Consider the following 18,949-nt stretch of genomic DNA (forward strand, 5'->3'; position numbering starts at 1 on the left):
GCGCCCTCACCTGCCATCACGAAACACGCCCATGCGCCTGCGCCACCGCCTGAAGAATCTCCCCGTTGGCCGAAAACTGCTCGCGGCGCTGCTGGTCCTGCTGACGGCGGTGCTGGTGGTGGCCAACACGACCTTCATCAGCGCGGCCTACTGGATCTCCCAGGAAAGCGTCGCGCCCCAGGCGCTGCAGACCCTCGGCCGGCTGATCGCCACCCCGGCCCTGAGCCGCGAGGCCCTCAGCTCGCCCGAAGCGGCCCATGAACTGCTCAAGCGCCTGGATGGCTACGCACCGCTGCGCGCGGCGGTGATCTACGATGCAGGCGGCAACAGCATGGCGCAGCTGCAGCGCGGCGAGAAACTCGAGTTGCCCGCCCAGGTCGACGCGCTGGACAACTGGCGGATCGGCGAATTTCGCGCCAACCAGCTGGTCGAGCTGCCCCAGGGCGAGGCGCCGCCCGGCCACCTGCTGCTGGTCGCGTCCAGCGAACTGCCGGGCGCCTTCTACACCGGTACCGTCACCGCCAGCCTGGTGATCCTGCTGTTCAGCCTGGTGCTCTGGCTGCTGGTGGCGCGGCAGATCCGCCGCCTGGTCACCAGCCCGATCAAGCGCCTCGAAGAACTCACCCGCCAGGTCACCCGCGAGGAAAACTACTCGCTGCGCGCCCGGCGCGGCAACCGCGACGAAATCGGCAGCCTGGCCGAGGCCTTCAACACCATGCTCGAACGCATCGAGGCCCGCGAGCAGCAGCTCAAGCGCGCCCGCGACGACTCCGAGGAAGCCTACAACCAGGCCCGCGGCCTGGCCGAGGAAACCCGCCTGTCGAACCGCAAGCTGGAACTCGAAGTGCAGGTGCGCAGCAAGATCGAGAAGAAGCTCACCGGTTTCCAGAACTACCTCAACAGCATCATCGACTCCATGCCCTCGGCGCTGATCGCCCTGGACGAGCAGCTCTACGTGGCGCAGTGGAATCAGGAGGCCAGTGCGCTGTCCGGCACCTCCATCGACGAGGCGGTGAACCAGCCGGTGTTTCTCGCCTTCCCGCTGCTCAAGCCGTACCTGTCCAAGCTCAAGCGCACCGCCGAGCAACACCGGGTCGAGAAGATCGAGCGCGTCACCTGGATCCGCGACGACGAGCCCCACCACTACGCCCTGACCTTCTACCCGCTGATCGGCAGTATCGGCCGCGGCGTGGTGATCCGCATCGACGACATCACCCAGCGCCTGAACCTCGAAGAAGTCATGGTGCAGTCCGAAAAGATGCTTTCCGTCGGCGGCCTGGCGGCCGGCATGGCCCACGAGATCAACAACCCCCTGGGCGCCATCCTGCACAACGTGCAGAACATCCGCCGGCGCCTGTCGCCGGAGCTGCCACGCAACCAGGAGCAGGCCGAGCTGGCCGGGGTCAGCCTGCCGGCCATCGACCGCTACCTGGCCGCCCGGGAAATTCCCATGCTGCTCGACGGCATCCAGCAGGCCGGCGCACGGGCCTCGAAGATCGTCACCCACATGCTCAGTTTTAGCCGCCTGAGCAACCGCCAGCTGGCGCCCTGCCAGTTGCCGGCGCTGATCGACCAGGCAGTGGAGATCGCCAGCAACGACTTCGACCTGACCGAAAGCTTCGACTTCAAGAGCCTGCTGATCCAGCGCGAATTCGACCCGCAGCTCGGGCCGATCCCCGGCATCGCCAACGAACTGGAGCAGGTGCTGCTCAACCTGTTGAAGAACGCGGCCCAGGCCATTCACTTGCGCGAGGACGAAAGCCAGCCCGGCAAGCTGATCCTGCGCACCCGCCTGGCGCCGCCCTGGGCCGAAGTGCAGGTCGAGGACAACGGCGTGGGCATCCCCGAAGCCGTGCGCAAGCGCATCTTCGAGCCGTTCTTCACCACCAAGGAAGTCGGCCAGGGCACCGGCCTGGGGCTTTCGGTGTCGTACTTCATCGTCACCAACAACCACAAGGGCCAGATGGAGGTGCACTCGCGCACCGGCCAGGGCACCTGCTTCACCCTGCGCCTGCCACTGGGCGTGGGCAGCTGATCAGCGGAGACCCCATGGGTTATCGACTCTCGAAAATCTACACGCGCACCGGCGATGCCGGGCAAACCGGGCTGGCCGACGGCCGCCGGGTCGCCAAGGATCACCCGCGTATCGAAGCCATCGGCGAAGTGGACACGCTGAACAGCCAACTCGGCCTGCTGCTCGCCGACCTGCTCGAGCAGCAGGCGAACCACCCGGGGCTTGGCGAACTGGTCGAGGTGCTCGCGCCCTGTCAGCACCGCCTCTTCGACCTCGGCGGCGAGCTGGCTATGCCCGAGTACCACGCGCTGCAGGGCGCCGAAATCGAGCGCCTGGAAGCGGCCATCGACCGCTGGAACGAGGAAGTCGGCCCGCTGACCAACTTCATCCTGCCGGGCGGATCAAGGCTGATCGCCCAGGCCCACCTGTGCCGCAGCAGCGCCCGAACCGCCGAACGGCGCTGCGGCCAGCTGCATGCCATCGAGCCGCTGCGCGGCGAGCTACTGGCCTATATCAACCGGCTATCCGACCTGCTGTTCGTGGCCGCCCGGCTGATCGCCAGGCGCCAGGGCATCGACGAAGTGCTCTGGCAGGCAGCCGTCAAAGACTGAGGCGGCTCTCGAAACGGCGCCGCTCGCCGGTCAGCGGGTCATCGAAGGCCAACCCGCGAGCCAGCAGCTTGAGCGGCCGCGTGTAGTCGTCGGGCTCACCCTCGGCGCAGCTCACCTCGGGATAGAAGGGATCGTTTAGGATCGGCGCACCCAGAGCTGCCATATGCACGCGCAACTGGTGCTTCTTGCCGGTCACCGGCTCCAGGCCATACAGCCAGTGCTCGGCCCGTTTCTCGATCACCTCGATACGCGTGCGGGTGTTGGCCACGCCTGGCACCTCGCGCATGCGAAAGAACGGCTCGCCCGCTTCGAAGCGTGTTTCGCGCAACAACGGAAACTGCAGATCCGGCAACGGCACCGCCAGCGCCTCGTAGCGCTTGTCGATGGCGCGCTCGCGAAACATCGCCTGGTAACGCCCGCGGGTCCGCGGGTTGCTGGAAAACAGCACCAGCCCGGCGGTGTGCCGGTCGATGCGGTGCAAGGGCACCAGGTCGGCATTGCCGGTGCGCCTGACCAGCCGCGCCAGCAGGGTCTGCTCGACATAGGCGCCGGCCGGCATCACCGACAGGAAATGCGGCTTGTCGGCGACCAGCAGGTGTTCGTCGAGGTGCAGAATGGCTTCCTCGAAGGGAATCGTCGGCTCGGCGGGCACCTCACGGAAATAATGCACGCGCAGGCCGACCCGATAGGGGTGATCGACACCCATCGGCGCGCCCTCGGCATCCAACACCCGACCACGGGCCATACGCTCGAGCCAGACGTCCCGTGGAATCGCCGGGAAGTGCGCACACAGGCAGTCGAGCACCGTCGCCCAGTCGCCGGCCGGCAGGTGCAGGGTGCTGGGGCGCAGGGTCGGCTGAGCGGATGGCGGCATACGAAGAATCCAAGTGCGGCGCTCAGGGCGCGATCAGATAAAGGCAGAGCGACAGCGTCAGCAGCGAGCCCAGCGTCGACAACAGAATGGTGCTCGACACCTCGGCGCCATCGCGGCGATAGAATTCGGCGAGCATGAAGGGCCCGGTGCCGGTCGGCAATGCGCTGAGCAGCAGCGCGGCGTGTGCCCACATCGGCGGCAAGCGAAACACGTAGACGGCTAATACCCAGGTAATCAGCGGATGAGCGACCAGCTTGATCAATACCAGGCCGGTACCGCGCTGCTTCGGCCCTGCGTGCTCTGCAGCCAGGAACAAGCCAAGGGCGATGAGCGCGCAGGGCCCGGTAGCGGCGGCGAGCAGCTTGAGAAACTGGTGCAGGGGCGCCGGCAGCGGCTGCGCGGTCGCCGCCCACAGGCCACCGAGCAGCGGCGCCATGACGATGGGGTTGTTGAGCAGGGCGAGACTGACCTTGCGCACCGCCGCCAGCACGCTCTTCTCGTTCTGCAGGCCCACCTCGATACACACCACCGCCAGGGCGAACAGCACGCAGATGACGATCAGGCAGGCGATCAGCGCCGGCTCCATGCCGGCATCGCCGAACACCAGCAGGCACAGCGGGATGCCCATATAGCCGGTGTTGGCGTAGGACGCACTGAGCCCCCGTACGCTGGCGTCGGCGAGGCTGCCGGTACGACGCAGGGTCACCAGCAGCACCAGCACGAAGAGCCCCAGGGTGGCGATGCCATAGGCGAGGATGAAACCGGGTTGCCAGATCTCGTCCCACACCACCGTCGCCATCGCCTCGAACAGCAGCGCCGGCAGGCACAGCCAGACCACCATGCGGTTGATCTCCGAGGCCGCGGTAGCGCCCAGCAGGCCCAGGCGCCGGCAGGCAAAACCCGCAAGGATCAGCGCGAAGACCGGCAGGATGACATTGAGAACGGAGGCCATGGGCCGTGGATCACTCGCAAATGGGACGCCGCAGGGTAGGCGCTACGGCGTGCTCGTACAAGCGCAGGCTCAGCGGGGCCAGAAGGCGCGAATCCCGGCGACGCCCTGGGCACCTGCCTGCCAGGCCTGCTCGCAGTGCTGCGGGGCCACGCCACCGAGCAGGTAGCAGGGCTGATTGAAGCCCTGCAGCAACTCGCTCGCCTGCTCCCAGCCCAGTGGCTGGGCATCGGGATGGCTCTCGGTGGCCTGCAACGGCGACAGGGTGACGAAATCGGCGCCGATCCGGGTGGCCAGTTCGAGCTCTTCAGCGCTGTGGCAGGAAGCAGCCAGCCAGCGGTCTGCCGGCAACGGGCGACCTTTGCTCGCGTACTTGCGCAGTTGCTCGGCGGTCAGGTGCCAACCAGCGGCGGGAAAGTCACCCAGCCACTCCAACGGGCCCTTGAGCATCAACTGCGCCTTGCCGGCGCAGAGTCCCTGCACGTCCACGGCGATGTCCCGATACTGGGCGTCGAACATCGCCGGCGCGCGCAGTTGGATCAGGCGAATGCCGTTGGCAATCGCTGCACGCACACCCGCAAGCAGCTCGGGACCGTCCAACCCTTCCGGGGTGATCAGGTAATGCTCGGGCAGGCGCGCAGCCGCGACGATCGGCCGGTTGGCGGCAGGGAATTGGTAGTCGCCCAATTGCCGTGGGCTGACCCACGCCAGCGGCTGGCCTTCGGCGCCGTGGGGTTCGCCAGCGAAGCGGCTGACCTCCCAGACATCCAGCAGCACCTGCTTGTCGCTGTAGTCGTGGCGTACCTGGATCAGCGGCCGCGCCGCCTCCACGGTAATGGCCAGTTCCTCGTGCAGCTCGCGTGACAACGCGACTTGTACGGCCTCGCCCTCCTCGACCTTGCCGCCGGGAAACTCCCAGAGCCCGCCCTGGTGTTTGTCATCGGGGCGTTTGGCGATCAGGATCCGGCCGTCTTCACCACGAATCACCGCTGCCGCTACATGCACGCGTTTCACGTTTTCTCCTCGAGGGCTGCCTGCAACCAGCGCTGGAACGCCGGCCACTGAAAAATGGTGTCCACGTAGGCCGCTGCATCCGCCGGAAGTTGCACGCCGTAGCTGCGCAGCCGGCTGGCGACCGGAGCGAAATAGGCGTCGGCGATACTGACCTGGCCGAACAGGTATGGACCACCCTGGCCGAAGCGTTCGCGGCAGCCCGCCCATAGCGCGACGATACGCTGGATATCGTGCTTGACGTCATCCGCCACGCTGGCCAGCGGTGCATGGCGCTGCATGTCCATCGGCATGTGGCTGCGCAGCGCACCGAAACCGCTGTGCATCTCCGCGCAGACCGAACGGGCCATGGCGCGGGCAGCCACGTCACGCGGCCACAGGGCCACGTCGGGAAAGCGCTCGGCCAGGTATTCGGCGATCGCCAGGGAATCCCAGATCACCCCGGCATCCTCGGTCTTGAGCACCGGCACCTTGGCGGTCGGCGAATGCTCCAGCAGCCGTGCGTGGGTGTCGGCGCGAAACAGCGGCACCAGGGTTTCCCGGTAAGCCGCGCCGCTGAGTTCGACCAGCAGCCAGCCGCGCAGCGACCAGGACGAGTAATTCTTGTTGCCTATCACCAATTCGAGCGACATCTATTTCTCCGCGATCAGAAGGAACAGAACGACAGCTTCACCGTTGGCTGCCGGCAAGGCAAATTCCGCTCGCTCATGGGGCCATGCGCGGGCGGAATGAACGCGCCAGCCACCCTGTCGGCGACCGGCACGGGGATCAGGTGCGGTATTCGGCGTTGATCTTCACGTACTCGTGGGACAGGTCGGTGGTCCAGATGGTCTCGCTGCAGGTGCCACGGCCCAGCTCGATGCGGATGGTGATTTCCTCTTCGGCCATCACCGCGGCGCCCTGCTCCTCGGTGTAGGTGGCGGCGCGGCAACCCTTGCTGGCGATGCACACATCACCCAGGAACACGTCGATCTTGCTGACATCCAGCTGCGCCACGCCGGCACGGCCCACGGCAGCGAGGATGCGGCCCCAGTTGGGGTCGGAGGCGAACAGCGCGGTCTTGATCAGCGGCGAATGGGCCACCGCGTAGCCGACGTCCAGGCACTCCTGGTGCGTTGCCCCGCCGTTGACCTGCACGGTGACGAACTTGGTGGCGCCTTCACCGTCACGCACGATGGCCTGGGCCACCTCCATGCAGACCTCGAACACCGCCTGCTTCAGGGCGGCGAACAGCGCACCGCTGGCCTGGGTGATTTCCGGCAGGGCTGCCTGGCCGGTGGCGATCAGCATGCAGCAATCGTTGGTGGAGGTGTCGCCATCGATGGTGATGCGGTTGAACGACTTGTTCGCGGCGTCGCGCAGCAGATCCTGCAGCACACCCTGGGCGACCTTGGCGTCGGTGGCGATGTAGCCGAGCATGGTGGCCATGTTCGGCTTGATCATGCCCGCGCCCTTGCTGATGCCGGTCACGGTGACGGTCACGCCCTCGTGGGTGAACTGGCGGCTGGCGCCCTTGGGCAGCGTGTCGGTGGTCATGATGCCGGTGGCGGCATCGGCCCAGTTGTTCTCGGAGAGGTTGTCCAACGCGGCCTGCAGGGCGCCTTCGATCTTCTCGACGGGCAACGGCTCACCGATCACGCCGGTGGAGAACGGCAGCACTTCGCTTTCGTCCACACCCGCCAGGTCGGCCAGGCTGGCGCAGGTACGCATGGCGTTCTGCAGGCCCGGCTCGCCGGTGCCGGCATTGGCGTTACCGGTGTTGGTCAGCAGGTAGCGAACGCTGCCGGAGGCGCGCTTCTTGGCCAGGATCACCGGCGCGGCACAGAACGCGTTGAGGGTGAACACGCCGGCCACGCTGCTGCCCTCGGCACAGCGCATCACCACCACATCCTTGCGCCCCGGGCGCTTGATGCCGGCAGAGGCGATGCCCAGCTCGAAACCTGGAACCGGATGCAGGGTAGACAGCGGGCCAAGACCAACAGCCATGGGAGAGCTCCTTGAATTAGGTTGTTCGATGCGAAAACGCCGCGAAGGGCTGAACCCTCGCGGCGTTAGGATTTACAGCCAGCTCAGCAAGAACCTGGGCACGACCTTGCAAGCTAGGGCCCTGCTTTCGACGCCGCAGGGCCGACGCACAGCTAGTCGTGTCCAGGTTCTCAGTTGACCTGACCGTGGCAGTGCTTGTACTTCTTGCCGGAACCGCACGGGCACAGCTCGTTGCGGCCGATCTTCTGTTCGGCGCGTACCGGGGCGGCCGCCACGGCGACATCGCCTTCCTGGCCTTCGGCTTCCGGCTCGTCGAGCGCGGACACTTCGGCGTGCTGGAACTGCATGCGCTGGGCCATGGCTTCGGCCTCGCGGCGCAGCCGCGCCTCTTCCTCGGCCGGATCCTCGCGGCGTACCTGCACGTGGGACAGCACGCGAATGGCGTCGCGCTTGATCGAATCCAGCAGTTCCTGGAACAGGGTGAAGGACTCGCGCTTGTACTCCTGCTTCGGGTTCTTCTGCGCGTAGCCACGCAGGTGGATACCGTGACGCAGGTGATCCATGGTCGACAGGTGGTCTTTCCACAGGTCGTCGAGCACGCGCAGCAGAATCTGCTTCTCGAAGGTACGCAGGGCTTCGGCGCTGGCCTGGGTCTCCTTCTCGTTGTAGGCGTCCACCAGTTCCTTGAGGATGCGCTCGCGCAGGGTGTCTTCGTACAGTTTGTCGTCTTCGTCGAGCCACTGCTGGATCGGCAGGCGCAGGTTGAAGCCCGCGTAGATCGCCTCCTCCAGGCCGGCGATGTCCCACTGCTCGGGCAGCGACTGCGGCGGCATGTGGGCATCGATGGTGCTGTCCAGCACTTCCTTGCGGAAGTCCTCGATGGTCTCGCCCACGTTGTCGGCGGCCAGCAGGGTGTTGCGCATGTGGTAGATGACCTTGCGCTGCTCGTTGGCCACGTCATCGTATTCGAGCAGTTGCTTGCGCATGTCGAAGTTGCGGCCTTCGACCTTGCGCTGCGCCTTCTCGATGGCGTTGGTCACCATGCGGTGCTCGATGGCTTCGCCGGGCTGCATGCCCAGGGCCTTCATGAAGTTCTTCACGCGGTCGGAGGCGAAGATGCGCATCAGGCTGTCTTCCAGCGACAGGTAGAAGCGGCTGGAACCGGCATCGCCCTGGCGACCGGCACGGCCACGCAGCTGGTTGTCGATACGCCGCGACTCGTGACGCTCGGAGGCGATCACGTGCAGACCGCCGGCCTCCAGTACCTGCTGGTGACGTTTCTGCCAGTCGGCCTTGATCTGCGCGACCTGCTCGTCGGTGGGGTTCTCCAGGGCCGCGACTTCCACTTCCCAGTTGCCGCCGAGCAGGATGTCGGTACCCCGACCGGCCATGTTGGTGGCGATGGTCAGCGCACCGGGGCGACCGGCCTGGGCGATGATCTCGGCTTCCTTCTCGTGGAACTTGGCGTTGAGCACCTTGTGCTCGATGCCTTCCTGCTCGAGCAGGCGCGACATGTACTCGGAGGTCTCGATGGTCGCGGTGCCGACCAGAATCGGGCGGCCCTGGGCCTGGCATTCCTTGATGTCGTTGATGATCGCGGCGTATTTCTCTTCCTGGGTCAGGTAGACCAGGTCGTTGAAGTCCTTACGGGCGATCGGCTTGTTGGTCGGAATGACCATCACGTCCAGACCGTAGATCTGGTGGAATTCGAAGGCTTCGGTGTCCGCGGTACCGGTCATGCCGGCCAGCTTGGTGTAGAGACGGAAGTAGTTCTGGAAGGTGGTCGAGGCCAGGGTCTGGCTTTCGGCCTGGATCTGCACGCCTTCCTTCGCTTCGATGGCCTGGTGCAGGCCTTCGGACAGGCGACGGCCCTGCATGGTACGCCCGGTGTGCTCGTCGATCAGGATGACCTGGCCGTTCTGCACGATGTACTCGACGTTGCGGTGGAACAGGGTGTGGGCGCGCAGGCCGGCATAGACGTGGGTCAGCAGGCCCAGGTTGTGTGCCGAATAGAGGCTCTCGCCCTCGGCCAGCAGACCGGCCTGGGTGAGCATGTCCTCGATGACCTGATGGCCGTCTTCGTTGAGCTCGACCTGGCGGCTCTTCTCGTCGACCTTGTAATGGCCTTGCTGGGTGACCACGCCCTCTTCTTCCTCGATATGCTGCTTGAGGCGAGGAATCAGGCGGTTGATCTCGGTGTACATCTTCGAGCTGTCTTCAGCCTGACCGGAGATGATCAGCGGGGTACGGGCTTCGTCGATAAGGATCGAGTCGACTTCGTCGATCACCGCGAAATTCAGCTCGCGCTGGAATTTCTCGTCCAGGCTGAAGGCCATGTTGTCGCGCAGGTAATCGAAGCCGAATTCGTTGTTGGTGCCGTAGGTGATGTCGGCGGCATAGGCGGCGCGCTTCTCTTCCGGCGGCATGAACGGCGTGACGATACCTACCGACAGGCCGAGGAATTCGTACAGTGGGCGCATCCAGTTGGCGTCGCGGCGGGCCAGGTAGTCGTTGACCGTGACCACGTGCACGCCCTTGCCTTCCAGGGCGTTGAGGTAGACGGCCAGGGTGCCGACCAGGGTCTTGCCCTCACCGGTACGCATCTCGGCGATCTTGCCTTCGTGCAGGGTCATGCCGCCGATCAGCTGGACGTCGAAGTGGCGCATGCCCATGACGCGCTTGCCCGCCTCGCGGGCGACGGCAAAGGCTTCGGGCAGCAGTTGATCCAGGGTTTCGCCTTTGGCCAGGCGGGCCTTGAATTCTTCGGTCTTGGCACGCAGTTGCTCATCGGAGAGCGCGAGCATCTGCTCCTCGAATGCATTGACGGCCTGAACCGCCTTGAGCATGCGTTTGACTTCACGCTCGTTCTTGCTTCCAAAGAGTTTTTTCAACAAAGGCGCAAACATATCGACAGGATCTTCCACGCTATGAATGGAGGGCGGCCCCGTGAGTCGCCCATGCAGCCCGTATGGCTGCGTGCGAAGGGGGCATTCTACCCGGAAACGGAATTGAAGAAAGCAGCGCGATTGGCACAGGGCCATCGGCAGGGCGCGAGCCGGCCTCGGCCGGCCCGGTCAGGGCTCGTCGCTGACGCGGGCGATGTAGCTGTGCGGATTGACCAGCTCGCCGTTGCGGCTGACTTCGAAGTGCACGTGGTTGCCGGTCGAGCGCCCGGTGCTGCCGACCGTGGCGATGGCCTGGCCGCGCTGGACCAGATCACCGACCTGCACGGTGTTGCTGCGGTTGTGGGCGTAGAGGGTCACGTAGCCATCGGCGTGGCTGATTTCCACCGTGTTGCCATAGCCGTTGCGGCGTCCGGCGAAGGTCACCACACCGGCGCCGACCGCCACCACGTCGCTGCCCGCCTTGGCGGCGAAGTCCACGCCCTTGTGGACGCTGATGCGCCCGGTCAGCGGGTCGACGCGCCGGCCGAACGGTGAGGATACGTAGCCCTGCAGTACCGGGTGGCCGGACAGCATGGCCGCCTCGTCGAGGCGGCGGTCGGCCAGCAGTTGTTCGAGCACCTCGAGCTGCTGCTCGCGGCTGTCCATGCGCAGGGCCAGCTCGTCGAGCGTGCTCATGAACGGTGGCGGCGCATAGGCCGCCCCGCCCAGGGGTTCTTCGGGCCCGCCCTGCCCCACGCCCAGGGAGAAATCGAATTCGCTGGCGTCCAGTTCGGCCAGTTCGGTAAGCCGCTCGCCCAAGGCGTCGAGGCGGGTCAGGCGCGCCTGCAGCTCGGCGACATGGGCGGCAAAGGCATCGAGTTGGCGCTGGGCGTCGACCCGCACCGCGCCGACTTCGTCGCGCTGGGCATCGAGTGCCTGGCTGACCACGGCGCTGTCCAGTACCGGCACCGATTGCGGTGCCATCCAGGCGCCCAGCGCCGCACCGCCGCCCACCGCCAGCGCGGTCAAGAGCAGCAGGCCGGCCAGCAGCCAGCGCAGGTCGAGGCTGAGCGAGCGCGCGGCGCCATGGCGCCGGCTGAGCAAAATGATGTGCATGACATCCCCATCTGAAAAAAGTGGAACCCGAGCGGGCAGCAGAGGTTCTGCTACCATGACGGCCCCAAAAGTCGCAGGCTTCCTGCCATGAGTTTTCGTCCCTTGCCGGCCAAGGCGCCCGCCGCGCTCCTGCGCGAGGCGAAGCCGCTGAAAGCCCTGTTCAATCAGGCTCAACGCCTCGACCACCTGCAACAGGTGGTGGAAAGCCAGCTGCAGCCTGCCGCCCGTGAACACTGTCGCGTGGCATCGTGGCGAGAAGGCTGTCTGCTGCTGATCGTCACCGACGGCCACTGGGCCACCCGGCTGCGTTATCAGCAAAAACGCCTGCAAAGGCAGTTGCAGGCGCTGGAAACGTTCGCGACCTTAACGAAAATCCTCTTCAAGGTGCAACCTCGCAGCGGCGAGAAACCCGAGGCGCCACGCCCCTTCGAGCTCTCCGACAGCGCCGCCGACAGCATCCAGGAAACCGCCGAAGGGGTCAGTGACCCGCGTCTTAAGGCCGCCCTGGAACGCCTCGCCAATCATCGCCGCCGCAGCGATTCGTAAAGCGGTCAGCCCGTTAGGTTCTCCAACGACTGTCGCCAGAAAAATGACGCCTTTACATGCATCGCCCTTGCCCGGCGCGGCGTTGCTAGCTGCCGCCCGTCTGTCGGGAGCCTGGGGAGGAAATAAAAAAAGGCCACCCGAAGGTGGCCTTGAAAGGGATAAAACTAGGAGAGAGTGCCTTACACCGCCGCAGCCGGGCGCATGTAAGAGATCGGAGCAGTGTCGGCGTCTTCGAACGTCACCACTTCCCAAGCATCCGGCTGTGCGATCAAGGCACGCAGCAGACGGTTGTTCAGGCCATGGCCGGATTTGTAGCCGCGGAACTCACCGATCAGGCTGTTGCCGAGCAGATAGAGGTCACCGATCGCATCGAGAATCTTGTGCCTGACGAATTCGTCCTCGTAACGCAGGCCGTCTTCGTTGAGCACGCCGTCTTCGTCCACCACGATGGCATTGTCCACACTGCCGCCGCGCGCCAGGTTGTGCGAGCGCAGGAATTCGATATCACGCATGAAACCGAAGGTGCGGGCACGGCTGACTTCCTTGACGAACGAGGTGCTGGAGAAATCAACACTCGCGGTCTTGGTGCGGTCGTGGAATACCGGGTGATCGAAATCGATCTCGAAACTTACCTTGAAGCCCTCGAACGGCACGAAGGTGGCGCGCTTGTCGCCGTCCGTCACGGTCACTTCACGGGTGATGCGGATGAACTTCTTGGGGGCGTCCTGCTCTTGCAGACCAGCCGACTGAATCAGGAAAACAAAGGGACCCGCACTGCCATCCATGATCGGCACTTCACAGGCGGAGAGCTCGACGTAGGCGTTATCGATGCCCAGGCCAGCCATGGCCGAAAGCAGATGCTCTACCGTATCCACCTTGACATCACCATTGACCAGGGTGGTCGACATGGTGGTCTCACCGACGTTCAGGGCGTGCCCCCTCACCTCCACCACAGGGTCGAGGTCGGTACGACGGAACACGATGCCGGTATCCACCGGAGCCGGCTTCAGGGTCAGGTAAACCTTCTCCCCGGAGTGCAGGCCGATACCCGTGGCGCGGATGATGTTCTTCAGGGTGCGTTGTCTGATCATGGGTCTGGCCGCTATTACGCTAGGTGCGAATTGTTTTCAACAAAGGCTGGCGATAATAGCAGAACCGACCTTTGCTGAACACCAATCACCTTCATGCTCCTGATAGATTTCATTAATCCGCCTGACGACGCAGGAAGGCCGGAATGTCCAGGTAATCCAAATCGTCCTGCGGATTCATTTTCGCCGCGGTGGCTGCGCCACCATGGCTCTGGCGCTGGACGGTCGGGCGCTCGTAGTCCTTGTAGTTGACGTTCTGCTCGGCGCGAGCCGGAGCCGCTACCGGCGCGACGGGCTGGGCAGCGGCGACCTGAACGGTGTTGTCGACCACCTTGACCGGTTTCTCCATGCGCGCGCCGAGACCGGTGGCGACCACGGTCACGTGCAGCTCGTCGCGCATGTCCGGATCGATCACGGTGCCGACCTTGACGGTGGCGTGCTCGGAAGCGAATTGTTCGATGATGTTACCCACGTCGGAGTACTCACCCAGGGACAGGTCAGGACCGGCGGTGATGTTGACCAGGATGCCGCGGGCGCCCTGCAGGTTGACGTCTTCGAGCAGCGGGTTGCGAATGGCCGCTTCGGTGGCTTCACGCGCACGGTTCGGACCGCTGGCGCAGCCGGTACCCATCATCGCCATGCCCATTTCGCTCATCACGGTCTTCACGTCGGCGAAGTCGACGTTGATCATGCCCGGACGCTTGATGATGTCAGAGATACCGCGCACGGCACCGCTCAGCACGTCGTCGGCCTTGGAGAAGGCGGACAGCAGGCTGGCGTCCTTGCCGAGGATGGTCAGCAGCTTCTCGTTGGGGATGGTGATCAGCGAGTCGACGCTTTCCTGCAGCGCGCGGATGCCTTCGTCGGCGATCTGCATGCGCTTGCGGCCTTCGAACGGGAACGGACGGGTCACCACCGCAACGGTGAGGATGCCCAGCTCCTTGGCCACTTCGGCGATCACGGGCGCCGCACCGGTACCGGTACCGCCGCCCATGCCGGTGGTGATGAACACCATGTCGCAGCCCTGCAGCACTTCGGCGATGCGCTCACGGTCCTCGATGGCCGCCTGACGGCCGACTTCCGGGTTGGCGCCGGCGCCGAGCCCCTTGGTGACGCCGGTACCGAGCTGCAGCACGGTACGCGCGCCGATGTTCTTCAGTGCCTGAGCATCGGTGTTGGCGCAGATGAATTCGACGCCTTCGATGTTGCTCTTGGCCATATGGTTGACTGCGTTGCCGCCGCCACCACCGACACCGATAACCTTGATGACCGCGCTCTGCGGAAGGTTGTCTACGAGTTCAAACATGGTCTCTCTCCTGTATTTTCTAGTTTTTTAACGCCTACTGCCGGTGACGCCGCACACGCCCGTGCCGCGTCGCCCACATTAGAAATTGCCCTGGATCCAGCGCTTGAGCCGCTCCAGAACCGGTGCCTTGGTTTCATCACCGTACCCACCATTGCCAGGCATCGGGATGTCGTCGGACTGCTTGCGCAGGCCATACATCAACAGGCCGACGCCCGTCGAGTAAATCGGGTTGCGGACCACGTCGCTGAGCCCCTTGACGCTGTGGGGCACACCGAGGCGCACCGGCATGTGGAAGATTTCCTCGGCCAGCTCGACCGCACCTTCCATCTTCGCCGTACCACCGGTGAGCACGATGCCCGCCGGGATCAGGTCCTCGTAGCCGCTGCGCCGCAGTTCGGCCTGGATCAGGGTGAACAGCTCGTCGTAACGCGGCTCGACCACTTCGGCCAGGGACTGGCGCGACAGGTCGCGCGGCGGACGATCACCGACGCTCGGCACCTTGATGGTTTCGCCGGCGCCGGCCAGCTTGGCCAGGGCGCAGGCGTAACGGATCTTGATCTCCTCGGCGTACTGGGTCGGAGTACGCAGCGCCATGGCGATGTCGTTGGTGACCTGGTCGCCGGCGATCGGGATCACCGCGGTGTGGCGAATCGCGCCTTCGGTGAAGATGCAGATGTCGGTGGTGCCGCCGCCGATGTCGACCAGGCACACGCCCAGCTCCTTCTCGTCGTCGGTCAGTACCGCGTAGGCGGAAGCCAGTTGCTCGAGAATGATGTCGTCGACTTCCAGGCCGCAACGGCGCACGCACTTCTCGATGTTCTGCGCCGCGTTCACCGCGCAGGTCACCACGTGCACCTTGGCTTCCAGGCGTACGCCGGACATGCCCAAGGGCTCGCGTACGCCTTCCTGGTTATCGATCACGTAGTCCTGCGGCAGGGTATGCAGCACGCGCTGGTCGGCCGGAATGGCGACGGCCTGGGCAGCATCCAGTACCCGCTCCAGGTCAGCGCTGCTGACTTCGCGGTCGCGGATGGCGACGATGCCGTGGCTGTTCAGGCTGCGGATGTGGTTGCCGGCCACGCCGACGAATGCCGAGTGAATGCGGCAGCCCGCCATCAGCTGGGCCTCTTCCACTGCGCGCTGGATCGACGCCACGGTGGACTCGATATTGACCACCACACCCTTCTTCAGGCCGCGCGATGGGTGGGTGCCGATGCCGACGATTTCCAGTTGGCCATCGGCCGTCACTTCGCCCACCAGCGCCACCACCTTGGAGGTACCGATGTCGAGACCGACGATCATCTTGCCGCTCTGCACGTTTGCCATGACTCTTGCCTTCTCTCCTGATTCACTGCGCCGCAGCGGTGTCGACCGCTACCGGTGCCGGCGGCTCGCGCCACGCGACGGCCAGGCCGTTGGCGTAGCGCAGATCGACCCGCGCGATATTGTCTTTCTGATCCTTCAGCGCCTTGCTGTAGATGGCACCGAAACGACGTATTTTTTCCACCAGATGGTCGCGCCCCAGCAGCACTTCGATCCCCTGCCCCGTGGACAGGAACCAGCTACCACGCTCACGCAGCTCCAGGCGTGCCACGGTGAATCCCATTGGGCGCAGCATCTGGCTCAGCACCTGATACTGCTGCATCACTTGTTGCTGGGCCCGCTTCGGGCCGTCCAGTTGCGGCAAGTTCTCGTAATGCGCCAGTTCCTTGGGCGCGAACGCCTGGCCCTGGTTGTTGAGCAGCGCCTCGTTGCCCCAGCGGGCGATCGGCAATTGCTCTTCCAGGCGCACCATCACCTGATCGGGCCACACCCGGCGAACTTCGGCGTGGGCGATCCATGGCATCTGCTCCAGCTCGTGGCGCATACCGACAAGGTCGACACTGAAGAAGCTCGCACTGACAAAAGGTTCAATGCGTTGCTGTACCGATTGCTGGCTGATGTAGCTCAGGTCGCCTTCCACGCTGATCTTGGCGATCGGCCGGTCGGCGTAGGGCAGCAGCCGCAGCGACAGTTCATAGGCGGCGAAGCCCAGCACCAGCAGCATCACCGGCCAGCTCAGGCGCTTGAGCAGGCTGAAATTCGGCCGCGGCAAACGCACGCTGATCGGCTCCTTGGCCACCAGGCGGCTGGCGCCACGCGGCACGGCCTTGCCGCGTACCGGCGCGCCTGAACCTGGCTGATGACGAAGGACGGCGCCCATGCTTACCCCCGAGCCTCAACGCTGTCAGCGAGAATCGCCAACACCAGCTGCTGGAAATCCAGACCGGCCGCCTGCGCCGCCATCGGCACCAGGCTGTGGTCGGTCATGCCCGGGACGGTGTTCACCTCCAGCAGCCAGAAACGCCCGTCGGCATCCTGCATCACGTCGGCGCGTGCCCAGCCCTGGGTGCCCACGGCTTCGCAGGCACGGGCGGTGAGGGCCTTCAGCTCGGCCTCCTTGTCGGCGGACAGGCCACAGGGCACCCGGTACTGGGTGTCATCGGCCAGGTACTTGGCGTCGTAGTCGTAGAAGCTGTGGGAGGTGCCCAGGGCGATCGGTGGCAGCACCTGGCCACGCAGCATGGCGATGGTGAATTCCGGACCATGGATCCATTGCTCGACCAGCACCTGGCTGTCGTAGCAGGCGGCGTCCTGCCAGGCGGCGATCAGCGCATCGACGTCGCCGACCTTGGCCATGCCGATGCTCGAGCCTTCATGGGCCGGCTTGACGATCAGCGGGAAGCCCAGCTCGTCCGCGGCGCGGCGGCAATCGTCGACGCTGGCCAGCACGGCATGGCGCGGCGTCGACAGGCCCAGGCTCTGCCATACCTGCTTGGTGCGCAGCTTGTCCATGGCCAGGGCCGAGGCGAGGATGCCACTGCCGGTGTAGGGGATGCCGGCGCATTCGAGCAGGCCCTGCATGCTGCCGTCTTCACCGCCACGGCCGTGCAGCACGATAAAGGCGCGGTCGATCTTCTCGCCCGTAAGGCGGGCAAGGAAGTCATCGCCCACGTCGATGCCGAAGGCGTCCACGCCGGCGCTCTGCAGCGCGCTCAGCACGGCATTGCCGGACTTGAGCGATACCTCGCGCTCGGCGCTCTTGCCACCGAACAGCACGGCGACGCGGCCGAATGCCGAGACCGGCAGTTGGGATTTCAGGGTGTCGGCACTCATTGGCGTTGACCTTGCGCGCTGAACAGCGGGCTCTGCAGCAGTTGTGGGGCTACGCCGCCGATGTCACCGGCGCCCTGGCACAGCAGGATGTCGCCAGCACGCAGCAGCGGCTTGATCAGCGGCGCCAGGTCGGCGCCGCGCTCGATATAGATGGGGTCCAGCTGGCCGCGCTGGCGAATGCTGTGGCACAGCTGGCGGCTGTCGGCACCGGGGATCGGCTCTTCGCCGGCCGGGTAGACCTCCATCAGCAGCAGCACGTTGGCGTCGGTCAGCACCTGCACGAAATCGTCATAAAGGTCGCGGGTACGGCTGTAGCGGTGCGGTTGGTACACCATCACCAGGCGCCGCTCCGGCCAGCCGCCACGCACGGCCTTGATCACCGCCGCGACTTCGCGCGGGTGATGGCCGTAATCGTCGACCAGCATCACCTCGCCGCCGTCGACCGGCAGTTGGCCATAAACCTGGAAGCGCCGACCGACACCCTGGAACTGCGACAGCCCCTGGACGATGGCGTCGTCGCTGATGCCTTCGTCGGTGGCGATGCAGATGGTCGCCAGGGCGTTGAGCACGTTGTGGTTGCCCGGCATGTTCACCGACACGTCGAGCGGCTCGCAGTCCGGGCGCAACACGGTGAAGAAGGTCTGCATGCCCTGCTGGCGCACGTTGATGGCGCGCACGTCGGCGTCTTCGCTGAAGCCGTAGGTCACCGTCGGACGGCCGACCTGGGAGAGGATCTCGCGAACCACCGGATCGTCCACGCAGAGCACGGCCAGGCCATAGAACGGCAGGTTGTGGAGGAACTCGATGAAGGTCTTCTTCAGTTTGTTGAAGTCGCCCTCATAGGTGCTCATGTGGTCCATGTCGATGTTGGTCACCACCGACACCATGGGCTGCAGGTGCAGGAAGCTCGCGTCGCTCTCGTCGGCTTCGGCGATCAGGTAGCGGCTCGAACCGAGCTGGGCGTTGGTGCCTGCTGCATTCAAACGTCCACCGATCACGAAGGTCGGATCCAGGCCGCCGGCGGCGAACACCGAGGCCAGCAGGCTGGTGGTGGTGGTCTTGCCATGGGTGCCGGCCACGGCGATGCCGTGGCGGTAGCGCATCAGCTCGGCGAGCATCTCGGCGCGCGGTACCACGGGAATACGGCGCTCGAGGGCGGTCGCCACTTCCGGGTTGGAGGTGTTGATGGCGCTGGAGACCACCAGCACGTCGGCGCTCTCGGCGTTCTCGGCGCGGTGGCCGATGAAGATCTGCGCACCGAAGTTTTCCAGACGCTCGGTCACCGCCGAGGTTTTCAGGTCCGAGCCGGAGACTTCGTAGCCCAGGTTGAGCAGGACTTCGGCGATGCCGCACATGCCGGCGCCGCCGATACCGACGAAGTGAATGCGGCGGATACGGCGCATGCGC

16 protein-coding genes are annotated in these 18,949 nt (G+C 65.2%); 3 read left to right on the top strand and 13 right to left on the bottom strand.

Annotated features, from left to right (window positions below; genetic code table 11):
- Positions 1-31 precede the first annotated feature (31 nt).
- Both K8U54_RS05110 and K8U54_RS05115 read left to right on the top strand, forming a co-directional pair.
- Entirely contained in the window at positions 32-2,035 is a 2,004-nt protein-coding gene (locus K8U54_RS05110) for a HAMP domain-containing sensor histidine kinase (RefSeq protein ID WP_249909158.1), read from the top strand.
- A 14-nt stretch (positions 2,036-2,049) separates the two neighbouring features.
- On the top strand, positions 2,050-2,625 hold the full coding sequence (locus K8U54_RS05115; RefSeq protein WP_249909159.1) for a cob(I)yrinic acid a,c-diamide adenosyltransferase: 576 nt from the start codon (positions 2,050-2,052) through the stop codon (positions 2,623-2,625).
- Here the strand turns inward: K8U54_RS05115 and K8U54_RS05120 are convergent.
- The 7 genes from K8U54_RS05120 to K8U54_RS05150 all read right to left on the bottom strand — a co-directional run bounded on the left by K8U54_RS05120 (position 2,615) and on the right by K8U54_RS05150 (position 11,446).
- Positions 2,615-3,499 carry an RluA family pseudouridine synthase gene (locus K8U54_RS05120; protein WP_249909160.1) on the bottom strand — a complete coding sequence of 295 codons (885 nt, stop codon included), beginning with the start codon at positions 3,497-3,499 and terminating at the stop codon, positions 2,615-2,617. The two genes, K8U54_RS05115 and K8U54_RS05120, sit on opposite strands and share 11 nt — an antisense overlap.
- Positions 3,500-3,521: 22 nt before the next feature.
- Positions 3,522-4,451 (bottom strand): AEC family transporter, encoded by a 930-nt coding sequence (locus K8U54_RS05125; RefSeq protein WP_249909161.1) that lies wholly within the window; start codon positions 4,449-4,451, stop codon positions 3,522-3,524.
- 69 nt (positions 4,452-4,520) lie between these two features.
- Positions 4,521-5,462 (bottom strand): Nudix family hydrolase, encoded by a 942-nt coding sequence (locus tag K8U54_RS05130; RefSeq protein WP_249909162.1) that lies wholly within the window; start codon positions 5,460-5,462, stop codon positions 4,521-4,523.
- Positions 5,459-6,091, bottom strand: coding sequence for a glutathione S-transferase family protein (locus K8U54_RS05135; protein WP_249909163.1), 633 nt, complete (start codon positions 6,089-6,091; stop codon positions 5,459-5,461). The genes K8U54_RS05130 and K8U54_RS05135 overlap by 4 nt, the downstream gene beginning before the upstream one ends.
- Positions 6,092-6,227: 136 nt before the next feature.
- Positions 6,228-7,445, bottom strand: coding sequence for a bifunctional glutamate N-acetyltransferase/amino-acid acetyltransferase ArgJ (gene argJ, locus K8U54_RS05140; RefSeq protein WP_249909164.1), 1,218 nt, complete (start codon positions 7,443-7,445; stop codon positions 6,228-6,230).
- Positions 7,446-7,615: 170 nt separating this feature from the next.
- The gene (gene secA / locus K8U54_RS05145; RefSeq protein WP_070884227.1) at positions 7,616-10,351 is read right to left on the bottom strand and encodes a preprotein translocase subunit SecA; all 2,736 of its coding nucleotides are present in this window, start codon (positions 10,349-10,351) and stop codon (positions 7,616-7,618) included.
- Between the two features lie 168 nt (positions 10,352-10,519).
- Positions 10,520-11,446, bottom strand: a complete 927-nt coding sequence (locus K8U54_RS05150) for a M23 family metallopeptidase (protein WP_249909165.1) — start codon at positions 11,444-11,446, stop codon at positions 10,520-10,522.
- 87 nt (positions 11,447-11,533) lie between these two features.
- Here K8U54_RS05150 and K8U54_RS05155 point away from each other — a divergent pair, with 87 nt between their 5' ends.
- Positions 11,534-11,992, top strand: a complete 459-nt coding sequence (locus K8U54_RS05155; protein WP_249909166.1) for a DUF721 domain-containing protein — start codon at positions 11,534-11,536, stop codon at positions 11,990-11,992.
- 179 nt (positions 11,993-12,171) lie between these two features.
- Here the strand turns inward: K8U54_RS05155 and lpxC are convergent, their stop codons facing one another.
- The 6 genes from lpxC to murC form a co-directional block, all read right to left on the bottom strand.
- Entirely contained in the window at positions 12,172-13,083 is a 912-nt protein-coding gene (gene lpxC / locus K8U54_RS05160) for a UDP-3-O-acyl-N-acetylglucosamine deacetylase (protein ID WP_249909167.1), read from the bottom strand.
- Positions 13,084-13,195: 112 nt separating this feature from the next.
- Positions 13,196-14,386, bottom strand: coding sequence for a cell division protein FtsZ (ftsZ, locus tag K8U54_RS05165; RefSeq protein WP_070884231.1), 1,191 nt, complete (start codon positions 14,384-14,386; stop codon positions 13,196-13,198).
- A 78-nt stretch (positions 14,387-14,464) separates the two neighbouring features.
- Complete coding sequence (gene ftsA, locus K8U54_RS05170; RefSeq protein ID WP_013792647.1) at positions 14,465-15,712, bottom strand: cell division protein FtsA; 1,248 nt, start codon at positions 15,710-15,712, stop codon at positions 14,465-14,467.
- A 22-nt stretch (positions 15,713-15,734) separates the two neighbouring features.
- Positions 15,735-16,589: a cell division protein FtsQ/DivIB gene (locus tag K8U54_RS05175; RefSeq protein WP_249909168.1), complete on the bottom strand. Its 855-nt coding sequence runs from the start codon at positions 16,587-16,589 to the stop codon at positions 15,735-15,737.
- A 2-nt stretch (positions 16,590-16,591) separates the two neighbouring features.
- The gene (locus K8U54_RS05180) at positions 16,592-17,542 is read right to left on the bottom strand and encodes a D-alanine--D-alanine ligase (RefSeq protein ID WP_249909169.1); all 951 of its coding nucleotides are present in this window, start codon (positions 17,540-17,542) and stop codon (positions 16,592-16,594) included.
- The gene (gene murC / locus K8U54_RS05185; RefSeq protein WP_249910399.1) at positions 17,539-18,945 is read right to left on the bottom strand and encodes a UDP-N-acetylmuramate--L-alanine ligase; all 1,407 of its coding nucleotides are present in this window, start codon (positions 18,943-18,945) and stop codon (positions 17,539-17,541) included. The genes K8U54_RS05180 and murC overlap by 4 nt, the downstream gene beginning before the upstream one ends.
- Positions 18,946-18,949: the final 4 nt, after the last annotated feature.

The sequence above is a fragment of the Pseudomonas fulva genome, from assembly GCF_023517795.1.
Classification (GTDB): Bacteria; Pseudomonadota; Gammaproteobacteria; order Pseudomonadales; family Pseudomonadaceae; genus Aquipseudomonas; species Aquipseudomonas fulva_D.